The sequence below is a fragment of the Pseudonocardia cypriaca genome (assembly GCF_006717045.1).
In the GTDB taxonomy this organism is placed as follows: Bacteria; Actinomycetota; Actinomycetes; order Mycobacteriales; family Pseudonocardiaceae; genus Pseudonocardia; species Pseudonocardia cypriaca.
Map to the genome: position 1 here is coordinate 673,404 of NZ_VFPH01000003.1, position 16,128 is coordinate 689,531.

A 16,128-nucleotide genomic window follows, 5' to 3' on the forward strand; every position below is an offset into this window, starting at 1 on the left:
TCGTCCCATGGGTCGCCCCAAGGAGTTCGACCCGGACCGCGCCGTCGCGGAGGCGATGGAGGTCTTCTGGGCACAGGGGTACGGCGCGACCTCGCCACAGCAGTTGGCCGACCAGCTGCGCATCGGCAAGGGCAGTCTCTACAACGCCTTCGGGGGTAAGCGCCAACTGTTCGACCTCGCCCTGCGCCACTACCTCGATCTTCGCGTCGAGGGCCTCAAGTACTGGCTGGACGGAACCGGGCCGGCCAAGGACCTGCTGCGCGAGGCCCTGCTGTTCTTCGTGAAGGGTGACCTCGACAACCCCGATCGCCGCGGATGCCTGGCGACCAACAGCGCGGTCGAGTTCGGCCGCCTGGACGAGGCCGTGGCCACGCAGGTTCGCGGTTTGTTCGATCAAGCGGAGAGCGTCTTCGAAACCCTTGTCGCCCGAGGCCAGCGCGAGGGCGACATCCGCAGTGACGTCGACGCGAAGGCGCTGGCGAGCATGCTGCTCAACGCCACCACCGGACTCCACGTCCTGTCGCGCCTCGAGCCCGGACCCGACCGCCTGACCCGCGTCGTCGACGCGACGCTCGCACTGCTCTGAGGCGGCAGCTCGCCCCTCGCTCTCTCCGCCTGTCCAGATTTTGTACCCGCAGGTCAAGAATTATTCTCGACCACCACGAGGAGAAACGCCATGAGCACCACGCTGACCCTGAGCACCTTCGACGCACCGGCCCGGCCGCTGAACATCCCGCTGCCCATCGACCCGCCCGAGGGTGGCTGGACCTGGCCGCCGACGTCGGTGACGCTGATCGCGGGCGAGAACGACGCCGTCCTGATCGACACGCTGCCCACCGTCGAGGACGCCGCCGACCTGGCCGACTGGATCGAGGCGAGCGGCAAGCGGCTCACGCACATCTTCATCACGCACGGCCACATCGACCACTACCTCGGCACCGCTCCGCTCAAGGCGAGGTTCCCCGACGTCAAGGTCGTCTCGACCGCTGCCACCGCCGGCATCATCGCCGAGGAGCAGAAGACCAAGCGCGACACCACGACCTACTCCGCGATCTTCGCCGACGACCTCGTCGAGGAGGTCGTCATCCCCGAGGCGCTGCCCGCCGACGGCCGCTTCGACCTCGAGGGCCACGACATCATCGGCGTCTCGGCCGGCCAGTCCGACACGAGCGAGTCCTCCTACGCCTGGGTGCCCGAGCTGTCCGCCGTCGTCGTCGGCGACATCGCCTACAACGACGTGCACGCCGCCCTGATCGAGACCACCACCCCCGAGACCCGCAAGGGCTGGATCGCCACCCTGGAGGAGATCCAGGGCCGCAACCCCCAGGTCGTCGTCGCGTCTCACCGCAAGGCCGACGCCGTCAACGACGCCGGCGCGCTGGCCAAGACCATCGAGTACGTCGAGCTCGGCGACAAGCTGCTGAGCACCGACCCGCGCCCGACCCTGGCCGAGTTCGTCGCCCGGATGGTCGAGGCCAACCCGACCCGCGCCAATGTCACGACGGCGATCTACAGCGGCGCCGTCCAGGGCCTTCGGTAACACCACGACCGGGTCGCGTCGGTCCACGGTGGAGACCGGCGATTGCGAAGTGATGCCACATCGGCGGAGCCGGCGCTGTTCCAGCGGGAGAACTCGCTGGTCGGACGTGGAGCCGGAGGTCGGGATCGAACCGACGACCTACGGCCGCGTCCTCCTCCATCGTCGCACCTGCCACCGACAGCACCACGTGCTGCGATGAGAGGGACCGTCTTGCACGTGTTCGTGGACCGTTCTGCGGACCGAGCCTCACCTCAAGTCCACAGTGGAAATTGGCGAGGCAACGAATGTCTGCGCGAGAGCGACCTCGGCTGACGACATGGGCTGGCGTCACCGGTACTTGCGAATTTTATCGGCTCGCGAGGCGCAGCGCCGCCTTCATGTGCTGCTGACATCTCACCCTGGCCGTGTCGATCTCGGTTCGGGGGTAGGCGACTTCGAGGTTCATGTCGGCGTCGGTGGTGATGGCGGGTTGAAGCCAGGCGTCGTGCATCTGCTGCCCGGCTTGGCGTCGCGTCGCCTGGACGAGCTTGCGGTAGGCGTTGGCAGCAGTTGGTGCTTCGAGATCGAGCCATGCTTGGTGGAAGGCGATCTCGGCCTGATTCTTGCTGATCTCGGTGGCGAGTTCGTGGCGGGCGGTCTCCGTTGTTGCGCGCCGGCGCACGCGGTACGGGAATTCTGCGTAGGTTTCGACTGCGGCGAGGGCGGCGGCGAACGCGGTGGCTCGCCGTTCGCGGCGGGCGGCGCGTTGGCCGAACGCCCACACCACGACAGCACCGAAGAAGGCAAGCACGGGGACGATGAGGGCGGCGGTTTGGGCCCAGGTCCACATCGACCGAGGGTGTCATGCCACATCGGGGAAACCGTGCGGGGCGTCGGGCAGCGTCCACACGCCACCGTTGGTTCCGCCGGTCAGTCGCCAAACGCGTTCGAGGGCGAGGTGGCGACGCACGATCTCGATCAGGTCGAGGAGCCCCTTCTCGCTGGTCCAGCATTGATCGGGCGGGTCGAGCGGATACCACAAGCACAGCGAGCGGTCGCCGTTGCGGTGCGGCGAGATCGCGTCAACCTCGGCGTGAACCTGCGGCGTGTTACACGGCCGTTGCCCGTAGGTGGGGTAGAGCGGGCGTGCCCAGAACGTGATAGTGACGGTGACCAGCGGCGGGTCGGCCGGCACGGCAAGCGCGGTCACGGTGTAGACGAGGCGGTCACCGAGGTAGCGGTGGGACAGGTCCCTCCGGAAGCGCCGGCGCGCGGCAGCTTCCAGGGGGACCCACCACACGGGGTCGGCGCCGTACCAGTGGTTCACGGCGCCCAAGCGCGGGTCGGGGTCGCAGACATCGTGGTGGCGCCAGCGATGAGCTCCCTGAGCAACTGGTTCTTGTCGGGTTCGTCGATCACGTTGGGTAGCACGCGGTAGAGAGCTTGCTGGGCGTGGGCGTGGTTCCCGGCGATCTCGTGGTACTTGGCGGCGCGGATGTTGTCGCGGGCGGCCCGGAAGCGCTTCAGGACCTCGTCCATCGGCAGGTTGGGCCTTATCGGGTCGGCGACACCGGCGGGGTCAGGGGTCGGGCCGAGCGCGAGGGCGTCGGTCGCATGGGTGAAGAACCGCTCGAGACCGTCCAACAGGGAGGTCGGGCCGGTGATGCACGAGAGCGCAAGAGCCTTCAGGTTCCAGCTGCAGACGGGGTCGCCGTGGTGGCTGCGCCAATGCTTCAGGAGCCGGACGATGCGGGCGAACGCGACGTCGGTGGCGGTGATCGCGGCCAGCACGAGCTCGGTGTGCTTCTCAGGGTGGGCTCGGTCCCACTGCTCGTCGATCGACAGGTTGGGGATATAGAGGCCCTCGCTGGCCGGGTTGTCGAGGGCGATGATCACGTCGGCAGTGAAGTCGGGCTCGCCAGAGGTGACCGGGTTACCGAAGCTCACGAGCACCGCCCGGCGCCGCCCCTCGACGATCACCCGCATGTTGGGGAACTCGTCTTTGAGGTGGTCGCGGATGGCGTCTGCGGCGATGTGCATCAACGGCAGCGGGCCCCGCCCGCCGGGACCGTAGAGGCCGGCGGTGCCGACGACGATGCCGAGATCGATGTCGTTGAGCGGCGCGTTCGCGTCGCCGTGGGCGAGGGAGCCGTTCATGTAGACCCGGCCGAAAGGGAAGGCGGCCTTCAGTGCGTCGATGAGGAGGCCGCGGCGGCGGCGTGCCTCGTCGAGGACGGGCCGCGCGACTTCGATACGGCGGCGGCCGGTGTCGAGCTGGTGCTCGAGGGGAGCGGGCATCGGGATGCTCAGCTTTCGGTAGGGCGTCCGGGGAGCCGGGGAGCGCGGACGCGGTCGGGCGTCACCAGCGGTGGCGACGTCCCTACCGAAAGGAGAGCACGCACGGTCTGCCCACGTCAAGCATGCACGTCTTACCAACATGTTGGTGGATCTGGCACACTGCGCGCGTGCAGGATGATCGCCGCGATGTCGAGGCGTTCTACGTCGAGTTCGGCCGCCGCCTCCGTGCCGCCCGCACGGTTGCCGGAATGAGCCAGGAGGCACTGGGCATCCGTGTCGGACTGAACCGGACGTCTATCAGCAATATCGAGAAGGGGCGACAGCGCATCCTCCTTCATCAATTGCCGCAGCTCGCAGACAGCCTCCAAACCACGATCGACACTCTCTTACCATTGGCAATGCATCAACCAGACGTCATGTCAGAAATACCAGAAGATGCGCAACAGTGGGTTAGGTCGATCATCGCCAACGACTCAACGGCGGCCTCAACTGATGAGTAAGCGCGCGACGAAAGCTGCGGAGGCATTTCTTGAGGCGCACGGAATCGGCAAGATTCCTGTCGATGTGGAACGCCTGGCTCGGAAGGCGGGAGCATTGCTCAGGAGGCAGGAATTCGAAGATGGCGACGTGTCAGGGATCCTACTCCGCGAAGACGGCAGGCCTCCGATAATCGGAGTGAATGCCTCGCAGGCTGGCGTGCGCCAGCGGTTCACGATCGCCCACGAACTGGGGCACCTTGCTCTCCATCCCGGTCGCCTAGTGATCCTCGATCGACCAATGCGCGTGAACGCTCGTGACAGCATATCGGCGACGGCAACGAGCCGGGAGGAGATTGAGGCGAATACTTTCGCCGCCGATATTCTCATGCCGGAGCGACTCGTTCGAGCTCATCTCCAGACCCTCCCTGAGCGATTTCGTCGCGACTCCGACGCGAGTACAGAATGGCTGGCCAACGAGTTCAACGTGAGCATCGCCGCGATGGGTTTTCGCCTCATGAACCTTGGCGTGACCACTTAGCCGATTGAAGCCAGCTCTACGAGTTGTGATAACCCACATGCTGCGGCTACTCGTCGAATTAGTAACTGGACGACGGCGCAGATCGCTGCGTCTTCCTCAAGCCGGCTTCGGGGCCGCTGGCGCGCCTGCGCCGTTGTTCTCGCGTTCCAGCTCGTCGATGTCGGGTCGGGGTGAGGGGTGCGGACGATTTGGACGTCCAAGAGGTTGCGGTGCCGGTGACGCCGCACCGTTCACGACGCACGGTCAGCGGGTTTCTGTCGAGGTCGTGTCCGCTCGTCCGGCCGCTCGCGGCATGGGCGTTCTCTTCGGCCCACCGAGCGAGCTCGACCTGCCGGTCGTCCTCGGCCGGGTTGCGATCTGGCGGTGTGTGCTCACGCTCCTCCGGGGTACACGACGACGCGCAGCGCGCCGCTCGGCAGCGTCTCGAATGCTGCCCTTCGCACGCCGCTAACCAGCGGCGGAGGCGCGTGGCGCGGACATACCGCGTTCGCACCACGATTGATCCCATGTCACGCGGATCGAGCTGTTGACGAGCGGAGAAACCGCTGGTCGGACGTGGAGCCGGAGGTCGGGATCGAACCGACGACCTACCGCTTACAAGGCGGTTGCTCTACCACTGAGCTACACCGGCCGGTACGGACGACATCCTAGTCGCGCGATCGAGGCCCACACCTACCCTGGGCGGCATGCAGTCGATCGCCACCACCGGGGCCGGGATCTCCGGATGACACGAGGCGAACGGTTCACCCGCCGGGTCCGCAGCAAGATCCGCCGCGAGGCGCAGGGGTTGCTGCACGCGGGGCCACCCACGGTGCAGCTGATGCGGCCGCTCGGCCCGAAGGTGCCGGACGACGCGCGGGTGCAGCAGGTGCTCGACCTGTGCATGCGCGTGGGTGAGGTGCTGCTCTCGAGCGGCGAGAGCGTGGACGAGACCACGCGGACGATGATGCGGCTGGCCGCCGCGGCCGGGCTCTCGGCCGTCGACGTCGACATCACGTTCAGCTCGATCACGATGTGCTGCCACCGGGGCATGGCGGCGGCGCCGGTCACGTCCATGCGCCTGGTCCGGTACCGCGCGCTCGACCTGACGCGGCTGGAGGAGGTCGCCGAGATCGTCGAGCGGGTGGAGCGGGCCGAGCTCGACGTCGAGGCGGCCTCGGCCGAGCTCTCCGACGCGGTGAGCGCCCCGCACCCGTACCCGCGGTGGGTCGCAACGGCCGGGTGGGCCGGGCTCGCCGCATCCGTCGCGCTCCTCCTCGGCGCCGCACCGATCACCGCACTCGCGGCGTTCTTCGTCACCGGGCTGATCGACCGGCTCGGCCGGCTGCTCAACCGGTGGGGGCTGCCGTCGTTCTTCCGGCAGGTGGTCGGGGGGCTGGTCGGTACCGGGGGCACGCTGGTGCTGTTCGCGGCGGGCGTGATCCCACCGGGCACCCGACCGTCCCTGGTGGTGGCGGCGAGCATCACCGTGTTGCTGTCGGGGCTGTCGGTCGTCGGCACCGTGCAGGACGCGATCTCGAGCTACTACGTCACGTCCGCGGGCCGGGTGATGGAGATCGCGCTGCTCTCAGCGGGGCTGCTCACCGGCGTGGTGCTCGCGCTGAAGATCGGGTTCGCGTTCGGGGTCGTGCTGGAGGTGGCCGGTGAGCTGCCCACCGGCGCGGGGCGGTTCAGCCTGTCCGTGGTGGCGGCGGCGATGGCCGCGGCCTCGTTCTCGCTCGCCGGGTACGCGCGGTGGCGGCCGCTGCTCGCCGCGGGCCTCGCAGGCGCGGCCGGATGGGGCACCTACGGGGCGCTCACCCAGATCCTGGAGATCGGGCCGGTCGCGGCCACCGGCGCCGCGGCCGTCGTCGTGGGGATCGCCACCGGCCTGCTGCGCCGTGGCGGCGGCATCTCGCCGCTCGTCGTCACGCTCGCCGGCATCACCCCGCTGCTGCCGGGCTTCACGGCCTACCGCGGCTTCTACCAGCTGGCCGTCGAGGGTCTCGCCGACGGCCTGGTCACCGTCACGGTCGCGCTCGGCATCGGGCTGGCGCTGGCCGCCGGCGTCGCGTTCGGCGATTTCGTGGCGCGGCCGCGCCGTCCGGGTACTCCCGCTGTGACCGAATCGGCACCATCGGAGCCCGACCGGCAGTAGGCTCCGAAGAGCTGATCGCTCGAGGAGGAACATGCCGTCAGGCTCCACGCAGTCCGCCGATTTCGTCGTCGTGGCCAACCGGCTGCCAGTCGATCTCGAGAAGCTGCCCGACGGCACCCAGCGCTGGAAGCGCAGCCCTGGTGGTCTCGTCACGGCTCTCGAACCGATGCTCCGCAGCCGCGACGGCGCGTGGGTCGGCTGGCCGGGCCTGCCCGACGCGGACGTCGAGCCGCTCGTGGAGGACGGGCTGCACCTGCACCCCGTCGGCCTCTCGGCGCAGGAGGTCGAGGAGTACTACGAGGGCTTCTCCAACGGCACCCTGTGGCCGCTCTACCACGACGTGGTCGCCCCACCCGCGTTCCACCGGCACTGGTGGCAGACCTACGTGCGGGTCAACCAGCGGTTCGCCGAGGTCGTGGCGCAGGTCGCCGCGAAGGGCGCCACGGTCTGGGTGCAGGACTACCAGCTCCAGCTGCTCCCGGCCGCGCTGCGCGAGCTGCGGCCCGACCTGCGCATCGGGTTCTTCCTGCACATCCCCTTCCCACCCACCGAGCTGTTCATGCAGCTCCCGTGGCGCAAGCACATCGTGGAGGGCCTCCTCGGTGCCGACCTCGTCGGCTTCCACACCCCCGGCGGCGCCCGCAACTTCCGCTGGCTCGCCACGAGGCTCGCCGGCGCCAACCCGGGCCATGGCCGCACCGAGGTCATGGTGGGCGACCGCACGGTCAAGCTCGGGGCGTTCCCGATCTCGATCGACTCCGGCAACCTGGACCGGTTGTCCCGCAACCCGGACGTCCTGGAGCGCGCGAAGCAGATCCGCGCCGACCTCGGCGACCCGGAGCGGGTCGTGCTCGGCGTCGACCGCCTCGACTACACCAAGGGCATCGACGTGCGGTTGCGCGCGTTCGAGGAGCTGCTCGTCGAGGACCGGATCAGTCCCGAGGACACGGTGATGATCCAGCTGGCCACACCGAGCCGGGAGCGCGTCGAGCACTACCAGAAGATGCGCAACGACATCGAGCAGTCCGTGGGCCGGATCAACGGCGAGTACGCGCGGGTCGGGCACCCGGCTGTGCACTACCTGCACCAGTCGCTCCCGCGGGAGGAGCTGGTCGCGTTCTTCGTGGCCGCCGACGTCATGCTCGTCACGCCTCTGCGCGACGGGATGAACCTGGTCGCCAAGGAGTACGTGGCCTGCCGCCACGACAACGGCGGCGTCCTCGTGCTGTCGGAATTCGCGGGCGCAGCCCTCGAGCTCAAGGACGCGATACTGGTCAACCCGCACGACACCGACGGCGTCAAGAACGCGCTCCACGCCGCCCTCACCATCGACCCGGACGAGGGCCGCCGGCGGATGCGCGCGCTGCGCAGGCAGGTGCTGAGCCACGACGTCGACCGGTGGGCGCGCACGTTCCTCGACGCGCTCGGCCTCCCGCCCGCGGACGAGGCCTGAGCATGACCGACCTCGAGGCGGCCGTTCAGGCGCTCGCCGGTGTCCCCCGCCTGCTCGTGGCACTCGACTTCGACGGGGTGCTCGCCCCGATCGTCCCCGTCCCGTCGGAGGCGCGGCCGCTCCCGGAGAGCGCGGCGGCGATGGAGGAGCTGGCAGCCCTGCCCGGCACCACGGTCGCGTTGCTGTCGGGCCGCGGGCGGGCCGACCTGGCCGCCGTCTCCGGCTTCGGAAGCCCGGTCCGGTTGATCGGCAGCCACGGCAGCGAGTTCGACGCCGACGGCTCCTCCCTGCTCGACGACGAGCAGCGCGAGCGTCTCGATCGGCTGGCGGCCGAGCTGCGGCAGCTCGTCGACGGCGAGCCGGGCGTCACGCTGGAGGCCAAGCCCGCGGGCGTGGCCGTGCACGTCCGGAACGCGCCGCCCGACGTCGGCACCCGCGTGCTCGACGCCGTGCGCGCCGGCCCGGCCACGTGGCACGGGATCGAGGCCACCCCTGGGAAGGCCGTGCTCGACCTGTCCGTCGCCCGGATGGACAAGGGCGCGGCGCTCGAGCTGCTCCGCGAGGGCGAGGCCGCCGACGCCGTGCTGTTCGCGGGCGACGACGTCACCGACGAGACGGTGTTCGCCCGCCTGCGGCCGGGCGACGTCGGTGTGAAGGTCGGGCCGGGTGACACGGCCGCGCAGCACCGGGTGGACGCGCCGCCGGACATCACCGCGCTGCTGCAGCAGCTGGTCGAGGCCCGCAGGCGACGTTCCGAGTCGTGATCACGCGGGATACCTCCGATCACACATCTTGTCAATGACAAGACCTGAGGTAGGGTGGGCGGATGCCCTACCACCACGGTGACCTCCGCCGCGCCTTGCTCGACACCGCGCTCGAGGCCATCGGGGAGCAGGGCCCAGCAGCCGTCAGCCTCCGCGATGTCGCGCGCCGCGCCGGGGTCTCGCACGCCGCACCGACCCACCACTTCCGCGACAAGACCGGACTGCTCACGGCCCTCGCGGCCGAGGGCTGGTCGCTGCTCGCCGACTCGCTCGAGGAGGCGGTCAGGCGCGAGGACGACTTCGCCGAGCTCGGTGTCGCGTACGTGGTGTTCGCGACCTCGCACCCCGCCCACTTCGCCGTGATGCGGGCCCCCGGACTCGCGCGGGCCGACGACCCCGACCTGGATGCCGCGATGGGCCGCGCGCGTGAGCAGCTGCGATCCGGCGTGCAGCGGTTCGAGGCGGGCAGCACGCGCGACACCGACACCACGGCGCTGACCGCGTGGTCGCTCGTCCACGGCCTCGCCGCCCTGATCCTGGAAGGCGCGATCCCGCTGAAGCCGGACACGGACGTGACGGAACTCGCCAGGGCGGTGACGGCCCGCCTGCGCCCGCCCTCCTGACCGTCACCAACCGGAGAAGAAGCGCTCCTCGACCCGCGGGCGGCCGCTCGTCGTGCCGACGACCAGCTCGGTGGGCAGGGTCACCCGGCGCGGGCGGTTGCGCTCGCCGCGCTCCAGCAGCAGCTCGCCCGCCACCCGGCCCTTCTCCAGCACCGGCTGGCGAACGGTGGTGAGCCCGGCCCGTTCCGCCTCGGGCACCCCGTCGAAACCGGTGATCGTGAGCTGGTCGGGCACGTTGAGGTCGCGATCGGCGGCGTGGCGCAGCGCGCCGAGGGCGAGGATGTCGGAGGTGCAGACCAGGGCGGTGATGTCGGGGTGGGCCGCGAGCATCGCGGCGGCCGCGTCCTGCCCGGCGTCGACGCTGTGCTCGAAGCGCTCGTGGACGGGCACGTCGGCCCAGTCGACCCCCACCTCGGCCAGCCCGTCGCAGATCCCCGCGAGCCGGTCGCGCTGCACCGGGTAGGTGGCGTTCGCCTGCCGCTCCGGGCTGGCGGGACCGTCGTTGTGGCCGGCGGCGAGGCGCATGCACAGCACCCCGACCCGGCGGTGGCCGAGCCCCGTGAGATGCCGGGTGAGCGCGAGCATCCCCGCCCGGTCGTCGACGCCGACCCGGTCGACGCCCTCGACCCCCATCGGCTGGTCGCACACGACCGTGGGCACGGGCCGCTCGAGCACGGCGAGGAAGTGCGGGTCGTCCTCCCGCACGGAGTAGACGACGAAGCCGTCGACGCCCGCCTGGTGCACCGCGGTGACGTCGGCCTGGTCGGGGCTGACCGGCACCAACAGCAGTCCCTGGCCCGCCTGCTCGCAGGCGAGCGCGAGCCCTTCGAGGAACCCGGTGGCCGCCGGGTCCCGGAACGCGTACGACAGCGCCTCGGTGAGCAGCAGGCCGACCGCACCGGCCTTGCGGGTGCGCAGCGAACGTGCGACCGGGTCGGGCCCCGGATACCCGAGGCGTCGTGCCGCCTCCAGAACGCGGGCCCGCAAGGGCGCCGAGAGCTGGTCAGGACGGTTGTAAGCGTTCGAGACCGTCGTCCGCGATACACCGAGTTCGGCAGCGAGCGAGGCGAGAGTCGCGGGACGGCGGACGTTGGTGGGCCCGGCCATCGTCGAACCGTAACGGTTCAGACACTCGACGGGAAACTCGTGTGACACGGCCCTCCGAACCGGCGACGCCCGAACGGCTACAGTGAATCGACAACGGTTATCAGTACGATCGACTCCGGGGAGAGCACTCGCCATGCCGTTCCGTCGCGCAGCCGTCGCCGCGCTCGCCGTGCTCACCGCCGCGGGCTGCAGCTCCGGCACCCAGACGCCCGCCGCCGCGCCACCCGCAGCCGACTCCGCGCTGCCGGTCGTCGCCTCCACGAACGTGTACGGCAGCATCGTCGAGGCCGTCGGTGGCGACCGCGTCAGCGTCGAATCGCTGATCGACGATCCCGCCGCCGACCCCCACTCGTACGAGAGCACGCCTGCGGATGCCGCGGCCGTCGCCAAGGCGCGGCTCGTCGTCGTCAACGGTGGTGGCTACGACGACTTCCTCACGCGGCTGGTCGAGTCGTCGGGCGCGACGCCGACCGTGGTGGACGTGGCCGCCGTCTCCGGGCTCGCGCCTGCCGAGGAGCCGCACGCCGACGAGCCGCACGCCGAGGAGCCGCACGCCGAAGGCGACGGGCACGAGCACGGCGAGTTCAACGAGCACTTCTGGTACAGCCTGCCCACCGTGCAGAAGGTCGCCACGCAGATCGCGAACGATCTCGCCGCCGCCGACCCGGCCGATGCCGCCGAGTACACGGCCAACGCGCAGGCCTTCAACTCCCGCGTGGCCGAGCTGATCAGCCGCGCAGAGGCCGTCGGCAAGGCGCAGCCGGGCGCCCGGGTGGCCGTCACCGAACCCGTCCCGGGCTACCTGGTGCAGACGGCCGGGCTCACCGACGTCACGCCCCACGAGTTCACCGAGGCGATCGAGGAGGACACCGACCCGCCTGCCGCGGTGCTCCAGCAGACGCTCGCCCTCTTCTCCGGTGACCCGGTGCGCGCGCTCATCGTCAACGCGCAGACCGAGACCCCCAGCACCGACCAGGTTCGCGGCGCGGCGCAAACTGCACGGGTGCCCGTCGTCGAGATGACCGAGACCCTTCCCGAGGGTGCCACGGACTACGTCGCGTGGATGGGCGGGCAGATCGACGCCCTCGCCGGCGCTCTCGGAACGCCCCCATCCGGAAGCTGATCCCATGGCCGCCCCTCCCACCACACCCCCGGACGTCTCGACACTCCCCGTCACCACGCCCGCGGTGTCGCTGCGCGGCGCGCGGGTGAGCTTCGACGACCGCACGCTGTGGGACGGGCTGGACCTCGACGTCGCACCCGGCGAGTTCGTCACGGTGCTCGGGCCCAACGGCTCCGGCAAGACCACGCTGGTGCGCGTGCTGCTCGGCCTGCTCCCGCTCTCCGCGGGCGAGGTGCGGATCGCGGGCCGGCCGCCGCGGCGGGGAAGCCCGAGCATCGGCTACGTCCCGCAGCAGAAGGCCCTCGACCCCGACCTGCCGCTCCGCGGCCGCGACCTCGTCGGGCTCGGGCTCGACGGCCACCGCCTCGGCATCGGGTTCCGGGGGCGACGGGAGCGCCGCGAGCGGGTGGACGCCGCGCTCGCCGCCGTAGGGGGCACCGCATACGCCGACGCGCCCGTCGGGCGGCTCTCCGGCGGCGAGCAGCAGCGGCTCCGCGTGGCCCAGGCGCTCGTCGGCGGGCCGGACGTGCTGCTGTGCGACGAGCCGCTGCTCTCGCTCGACCTGTCCCACCAGCGCACGGTCACCCGCCTCATCGACGAGCGGCGCCGAGCCGCCCGCACGGCCGTCCTGTTCGTCACGCACGAGATCAACCCCGTGCTCCCGCTCGTCGACCGCGTGCTCTACCTCGTCAACGGCCGGTTCCGGATCGGCCCGCCCGAGGAGGTCATGACCTCCGAGGTGCTCTCGGAGCTCTACCGCACGCGGGTGGACGTACTGCGGGTCCGCGGGCGGCTGGTCGTCGTCGGGGCCGAGGACCACGGCGAGCACTGCCACGAGGAGTCGGCATGACCGACCTCCTCGGCAAGCTGTTCTCGTTCGAGGGCATCGGCGACCTGCTCCAGGTGCACTTCGTGCAGTCCGCGCTGATCGCGTGCGCCGTGCTCGGGCTGGTGGCGGGTGTGCTGGCTCCGCTGATCGTCTCCCGCGGGATGTCCTTCGCCGTGCACGGCACCGCGGAGCTCTCCTTCACGGGCGGTGCGGCTGCGCTCCTCACCGGCGTCGGTGTGGAGTTCGGCGCGGTCGCCGGGGCGGTGGTCGCAGCGCTCGTGTTCGGCCTCCTCGGACTGCGCCAGCGCGAGCGCGACTCGGTGATCGGCGTGGTGCTCGCCTTCGGCCTCGGCCTCGGGGTCCTGATGCTCGCGCTCTACCCCGGGCGCGCATCGAACAAGTTCGGGCTGCTCACCGGCTCGATCGTCGCGGTCGACACCACGAACATCACGGTGCTGGGCACCGTGTCGGTGATCGTGATCGGCGCGCTCGCCGTGCTGTACCGGCCGCTGCTGTTCGCCAGCGTGGATCCCGACGTCGCGCTCGCCCGCGGCGTACCGGTGCGGATGCTGTCGCTGGTGTTCGCCGTGCTGATCGGGCTCACCACCGCGCTCGTGGTGCCGATCGTCGGGGCGATCCTCGTGCTCACCGTGATGATCGTGCCCGGGGCGGCCGCTGCGCGCGTGACGGCCAACCCGGTGATGGCCACGGTTCTCGCGGTGGTCTTCGCCGAGACCGCCCTGCTCGGCGGGATCCTGCTCTCCCTCGCCCCCGGCCTGCCGATCTCCGGCTACGTGGCCACGATCGCGTTCCTGATCTACGTGGCCTGCCGGGTGGTCGGCCGCAGGAGCCGGGCCGTCGTCACCGCCTGATCAGGCGCCGCGCACGCGCCGCTGGCGGGCCACCTCGGCCAGCACGACGCCCGCGGCCACCGAGGCGTTCAGCGACTCGACCTGCCCGGCGAGCGGGATCGACACCGTGACGTCGCAGGTCTGCTTCACCAGCCGGGACAGGCCCTTGCCCTCGGAGCCGACCACGAGCACGAGCGGGTCGGTGGCCAGCTCGAAGTCGTCGAGCGAGACCGAACCCTCCGCGTCGAGGCCGGCGATCATGAAGCCGGCCGTGGCGTACTCGCGGAGCGTGCGGGTGAGGTTGGTGGCGCGGGCCACCGGGACGCGGGCGGCCGTGCCGGCCGACGTGCGCCACGCGACGGCCGTCATGCCGGCGGCCCGCCGCTGCGGCACGACCACCCCGTGCCCGCCGAACGCCCCGACCGACCGCACGACGGCGCCGAGGTTGCGCGGGTCGGTGACGCCGTCGAGGGCCACGATGAGCCCCGGCTCGGCGGACTCGCTCGCCGCCTCCAGCAGCTCGTCCGGGTGTGCGTAGGAGTACGGCGGCACCTGCAGCGCGAGGCCCTGGTGCAGCGCACCACCGGCCATCCGGTCGAGATCGTTCCGCGGTACCTCGAGGATCGAGATCCCCCGGTCCGCGGCGAGCTGGACGGCCTCGGCAACGCGCTCGTCGGCGTTGGTGCCCAGCGCCACGTGCAGCGCGGTGGCGGGCACGCCGGCCCGGAGGCACTCCACGACCGGGTTGCGCCCGAGCACGGTCTCCGGGGTCTCACCGTCGCCGGGACGCCGCTTGTCGCCCGCGCGGCCGCCCTGCTTGGCCTTGGCGGTGACGGCCCGGGCGGCGCGCCGGGCGGCCGGGTGGCCCGGGCGCATCTCGGCGGGTGGCGTCGGGCCCTTGCCCTGCAGCGCACGGCGGCGCTGGCCGCCGGACCCGACGACCATGCCCTTCTTGGTGCCCTCCTTGCGCATCGCTCCGCGGCGCTTGGAATTGCCGGCCATCTATCCGTCCTTCAAGGACCAGGTGGGTCCGTCGGGTGAGTCCTCCACTGCGATCCCTGCAGCGGTGAGCCGGTTGCGCACCTCGTCGGCGGCGGCGAAGTCGCGGCGGGCCCGCGCCTCCTGGCGCTGGACGAGGAGATCCTCGACGAGCGCTGTGAGCGCGCCGGTGGCGCTGTCGGCCGCGCGGTCGCCGTCGGCCCAGTGCGGGTCGAACGGGTCGAGCCCCAGCAGGCCCGTCATCGCGCGCACGGAGCCGGCGGCGGCGAGCGCCGACGGCCGGTCGCCGCTGTCGAGCGCGGCGTTGCCCTCCCGGACGGCCCCGTGGACGGCGGCGAGCGCCGCCGGGGTGCCGAGGTCGTCGTCCATCGCGGCGGTGAACTCCGGCGACACGACGCCCGGCTCGGGAGCACCCACCCGCTCGCGCACCCGGTGCACGAACGACTCGATGCGCCGGTACGCGGCTACCGCCTCCTGCAGGGCGTGGTCGGAGTACTCGATGGACGAGCGGTAGTGCGGCCCGACGAGGTAGTAGCGCAGCTCCACGCCCCGCACGCGCTGCAGCAGCGCCTCGATCGAGAGCGTGTTGCCGAGCGACTTGGACATCTTCTCGCCGCCCATGGTGACCCAGGCGTTGTGCAGCCAGTACCGGGCGAACGGGTCGCCCGCCGCGTTGGACTGCGCGCGCTCGTTCTCGTGGTGCGGGAACACCAGGTCGAGCCCGCCGCCGTGGATGTCGAACTCGGGGCCGAGGTAGAAGGTGGCCATCGCCGAGCACTCCAGGTGCCAGCCCGGCCGACCGCGGCCCCACGGGGTGGGCCAGGACGGCTCCCCGGGCTTCGCGGCCTTCCACAGCGTGAAGTCCTGGGCGTCGCGCTTCCCGCCGATGTCACCCTCGCCCTGTGCGACGTCGTCCACCTTCTGGTGCGACAGCTCGCCGTAGGAGGGGAACGAGCGCACGGCGAAGTAGACGTCGCCGCCTGCCGGGTAGGCGTGGCCCTCGTCGACCAGCCGCTCGATCAGCTCGACCATCTGCGTGATGTGCCCGGTGGCTCGCGGCTCCACGGATGCCGGGAGGCAGCCCAGCGCGTCGTAGGCGGCCGAGAACGCCCGCTCGTGGGTGGCGGCCCACTCCCACCACGGCCTGCCGGCCTCCGCGGACTTGCGCAGGATCTTGTCGTCGATGTCGGTGACGTTGCGCACCAGCGCGACGTCCAGCCCGCCGTGGGCGAGCCAGCGGCGCAGCACGTCGTAGTTCAGGCTGGAACGCACGTGCCCGATGTGCGGCAGACCCTGCACGGTGGCCCCACACACGTACATCGACGCAGCCCCGGCCCGCAGGGGGACGAAGTCCCTCTGCATCCTCGTGGCGGTGTCGTGCAGGCGAAGGCTCACGACTCCAGGGTAC

Annotated in this window: 17 protein-coding genes and 1 tRNA gene; 11 read left to right on the top strand and 7 right to left on the bottom strand. The window is 71.1% G+C overall.

Annotated features, from left to right (window positions below; genetic code table 11):
- The first annotated feature begins 7 nt into the window (after positions 1-7).
- On the top strand, positions 8-586 hold the full coding sequence (locus FB388_RS34895) for a TetR/AcrR family transcriptional regulator (RefSeq protein ID WP_142106938.1): 579 nt from the start codon (positions 8-10) through the stop codon (positions 584-586).
- A gap of 90 nt (positions 587-676) precedes the next feature.
- Positions 677-1,540: an MBL fold metallo-hydrolase gene (locus FB388_RS34900; protein ID WP_142106939.1), complete on the top strand. Its 864-nt coding sequence runs from the start codon at positions 677-679 to the stop codon at positions 1,538-1,540.
- A gap of 346 nt (positions 1,541-1,886) precedes the next feature.
- Here FB388_RS34900 and FB388_RS34905 read toward each other — a convergent pair whose 3' ends face one another.
- Genes FB388_RS34905 through FB388_RS34915 form a run of 3 tightly spaced genes read right to left on the bottom strand, consistent with a single transcriptional unit; the run spans position 1,887 to position 3,817 of the window.
- A complete protein-coding gene (locus tag FB388_RS34905; protein ID WP_211362424.1) occupies positions 1,887-2,369 on the bottom strand; it encodes a hypothetical protein in 483 nt (160 codons plus the stop codon).
- Positions 2,370-2,381: 12 nt separating this feature from the next.
- Positions 2,382-2,846 carry a hypothetical protein gene (locus FB388_RS34910; protein ID WP_142106940.1) on the bottom strand — a complete coding sequence of 155 codons (465 nt, stop codon included), beginning with the start codon at positions 2,844-2,846 and terminating at the stop codon, positions 2,382-2,384.
- Positions 2,843-3,817 (bottom strand): nucleotidyltransferase family protein, encoded by a 975-nt coding sequence (locus FB388_RS34915; RefSeq protein ID WP_142106941.1) that lies wholly within the window; start codon positions 3,815-3,817, stop codon positions 2,843-2,845. Before FB388_RS34915 ends, FB388_RS34910 begins: the two co-directional genes overlap by 4 nt.
- Before the next feature lie 167 nt (positions 3,818-3,984).
- Here FB388_RS34915 and FB388_RS34920 point away from each other — a divergent pair, with 167 nt between their 5' ends.
- Together FB388_RS34920 and FB388_RS34925 are read left to right on the top strand one after the other, a co-directional pair.
- Entirely contained in the window at positions 3,985-4,317 is a 333-nt protein-coding gene (locus FB388_RS34920; RefSeq protein WP_170225976.1) for a helix-turn-helix domain-containing protein, read from the top strand.
- Positions 4,310-4,834: an ImmA/IrrE family metallo-endopeptidase gene (locus tag FB388_RS34925; RefSeq protein ID WP_170225977.1), complete on the top strand. Its 525-nt coding sequence runs from the start codon at positions 4,310-4,312 to the stop codon at positions 4,832-4,834. The genes FB388_RS34920 and FB388_RS34925 overlap by 8 nt, the downstream gene beginning before the upstream one ends.
- Positions 4,835-5,390: 556 nt before the next feature.
- Here FB388_RS34925 and FB388_RS34930 read toward each other — a convergent pair.
- Positions 5,391-5,465 (bottom strand) — tRNA-Thr (locus tag FB388_RS34930).
- A gap of 93 nt (positions 5,466-5,558) precedes the next feature.
- Here FB388_RS34930 and FB388_RS34935 point away from each other — a divergent pair.
- The 4 genes from FB388_RS34935 to FB388_RS34950 all read left to right on the top strand — a co-directional run bounded on the left by FB388_RS34935 (position 5,559) and on the right by FB388_RS34950 (position 9,811).
- Positions 5,559-6,971 (top strand): threonine/serine exporter family protein, encoded by a 1,413-nt coding sequence (locus FB388_RS34935; protein ID WP_142106944.1) that lies wholly within the window; start codon positions 5,559-5,561, stop codon positions 6,969-6,971.
- A gap of 31 nt (positions 6,972-7,002) precedes the next feature.
- Positions 7,003-8,424, top strand: coding sequence for an alpha,alpha-trehalose-phosphate synthase (UDP-forming) (locus FB388_RS34940; protein WP_142106945.1), 1,422 nt, complete (start codon positions 7,003-7,005; stop codon positions 8,422-8,424).
- A 2-nt stretch (positions 8,425-8,426) separates the two neighbouring features.
- A complete protein-coding gene (otsB, locus tag FB388_RS34945; RefSeq protein ID WP_142106946.1) occupies positions 8,427-9,188 on the top strand; it encodes a trehalose-phosphatase in 762 nt (253 codons plus the stop codon).
- Between the two features lie 62 nt (positions 9,189-9,250).
- Entirely contained in the window at positions 9,251-9,811 is a 561-nt protein-coding gene (locus FB388_RS34950; protein WP_142106947.1) for a TetR/AcrR family transcriptional regulator, read from the top strand.
- Positions 9,812-9,814: 3 nt separating this feature from the next.
- On the opposite strand, the gene FB388_RS34955 is transcribed toward FB388_RS34950, so the two are convergent.
- Positions 9,815-10,918, bottom strand: a complete 1,104-nt coding sequence (locus FB388_RS34955) for a LacI family DNA-binding transcriptional regulator (RefSeq protein ID WP_142106948.1) — start codon at positions 10,916-10,918, stop codon at positions 9,815-9,817.
- 133 nt (positions 10,919-11,051) lie between these two features.
- Here FB388_RS34955 and FB388_RS34960 point away from each other — a divergent pair, with 133 nt between their 5' ends.
- Genes FB388_RS34960 through FB388_RS34970 form a run of 3 tightly spaced genes read left to right on the top strand, consistent with a single transcriptional unit; the run spans position 11,052 to position 13,742 of the window.
- Entirely contained in the window at positions 11,052-12,041 is a 990-nt protein-coding gene (locus FB388_RS34960) for a metal ABC transporter solute-binding protein, Zn/Mn family (protein WP_142106949.1), read from the top strand.
- A 4-nt stretch (positions 12,042-12,045) separates the two neighbouring features.
- Positions 12,046-12,891, top strand: a complete 846-nt coding sequence (locus FB388_RS34965) for a metal ABC transporter ATP-binding protein (protein ID WP_142106950.1) — start codon at positions 12,046-12,048, stop codon at positions 12,889-12,891.
- Positions 12,888-13,742 carry a metal ABC transporter permease gene (locus tag FB388_RS34970; RefSeq protein WP_142106951.1) on the top strand — a complete coding sequence of 285 codons (855 nt, stop codon included), beginning with the start codon at positions 12,888-12,890 and terminating at the stop codon, positions 13,740-13,742. Before FB388_RS34965 ends, FB388_RS34970 begins: the two co-directional genes overlap by 4 nt.
- On the opposite strand, the gene rlmB is transcribed toward FB388_RS34970, so the two are convergent.
- Positions 13,743-14,723, bottom strand: coding sequence for a 23S rRNA (guanosine(2251)-2'-O)-methyltransferase RlmB (gene rlmB / locus FB388_RS34975; RefSeq protein WP_142106952.1), 981 nt, complete (start codon positions 14,721-14,723; stop codon positions 13,743-13,745).
- Positions 14,724-16,115, bottom strand: coding sequence for a cysteine--tRNA ligase (gene cysS / locus FB388_RS34980; RefSeq protein WP_211362425.1), 1,392 nt, complete (start codon positions 16,113-16,115; stop codon positions 14,724-14,726).
- Between the last annotated feature and the right edge of the window lie 13 nt (positions 16,116-16,128).

What these genes read in the sequence shown, in the direction of transcription:
- FB388_RS34895 (WP_142106938.1), top strand. Translation starts at nt 8, where the DNA reads ATGGGTCGCCCCAAGGAGTTCGACCCGGACCGCGCCGTCGCGGAGGCG.
- FB388_RS34900 (WP_142106939.1), top strand. Translation starts at nt 677, where the DNA reads ATGAGCACCACGCTGACCCTGAGCACCTTCGACGCACCGGCCCGGCCG.
- FB388_RS34905 (WP_211362424.1), bottom strand. Translation starts at nt 2,369, where the DNA reads ATGTGGACCTGGGCCCAAACCGCCGCCCTCATCGTCCCCGTGCTTGCC.
- FB388_RS34915 (WP_142106941.1), bottom strand. Translation starts at nt 3,817, where the DNA reads ATGCCCGCTCCCCTCGAGCACCAGCTCGACACCGGCCGCCGCCGTATC.
- FB388_RS34925 (WP_170225977.1), top strand. Translation starts at nt 4,310, where the DNA reads ATGAGTAAGCGCGCGACGAAAGCTGCGGAGGCATTTCTTGAGGCGCAC.
- FB388_RS34935 (WP_142106944.1), top strand. Translation starts at nt 5,559, where the DNA reads ATGACACGAGGCGAACGGTTCACCCGCCGGGTCCGCAGCAAGATCCGC.
- FB388_RS34940 (WP_142106945.1), top strand. Translation starts at nt 7,003, where the DNA reads ATGCCGTCAGGCTCCACGCAGTCCGCCGATTTCGTCGTCGTGGCCAAC.
- otsB (WP_142106946.1), top strand. Translation starts at nt 8,427, where the DNA reads ATGACCGACCTCGAGGCGGCCGTTCAGGCGCTCGCCGGTGTCCCCCGC.
- FB388_RS34950 (WP_142106947.1), top strand. Translation starts at nt 9,251, where the DNA reads ATGCCCTACCACCACGGTGACCTCCGCCGCGCCTTGCTCGACACCGCG.
- FB388_RS34955 (WP_142106948.1), bottom strand. Translation starts at nt 10,918, where the DNA reads ATGGCCGGGCCCACCAACGTCCGCCGTCCCGCGACTCTCGCCTCGCTC.
- FB388_RS34960 (WP_142106949.1), top strand. Translation starts at nt 11,052, where the DNA reads ATGCCGTTCCGTCGCGCAGCCGTCGCCGCGCTCGCCGTGCTCACCGCC.
- FB388_RS34965 (WP_142106950.1), top strand. Translation starts at nt 12,046, where the DNA reads ATGGCCGCCCCTCCCACCACACCCCCGGACGTCTCGACACTCCCCGTC.
- FB388_RS34970 (WP_142106951.1), top strand. Translation starts at nt 12,888, where the DNA reads ATGACCGACCTCCTCGGCAAGCTGTTCTCGTTCGAGGGCATCGGCGAC.
- rlmB (WP_142106952.1), bottom strand. Translation starts at nt 14,723, where the DNA reads ATGGCCGGCAATTCCAAGCGCCGCGGAGCGATGCGCAAGGAGGGCACC.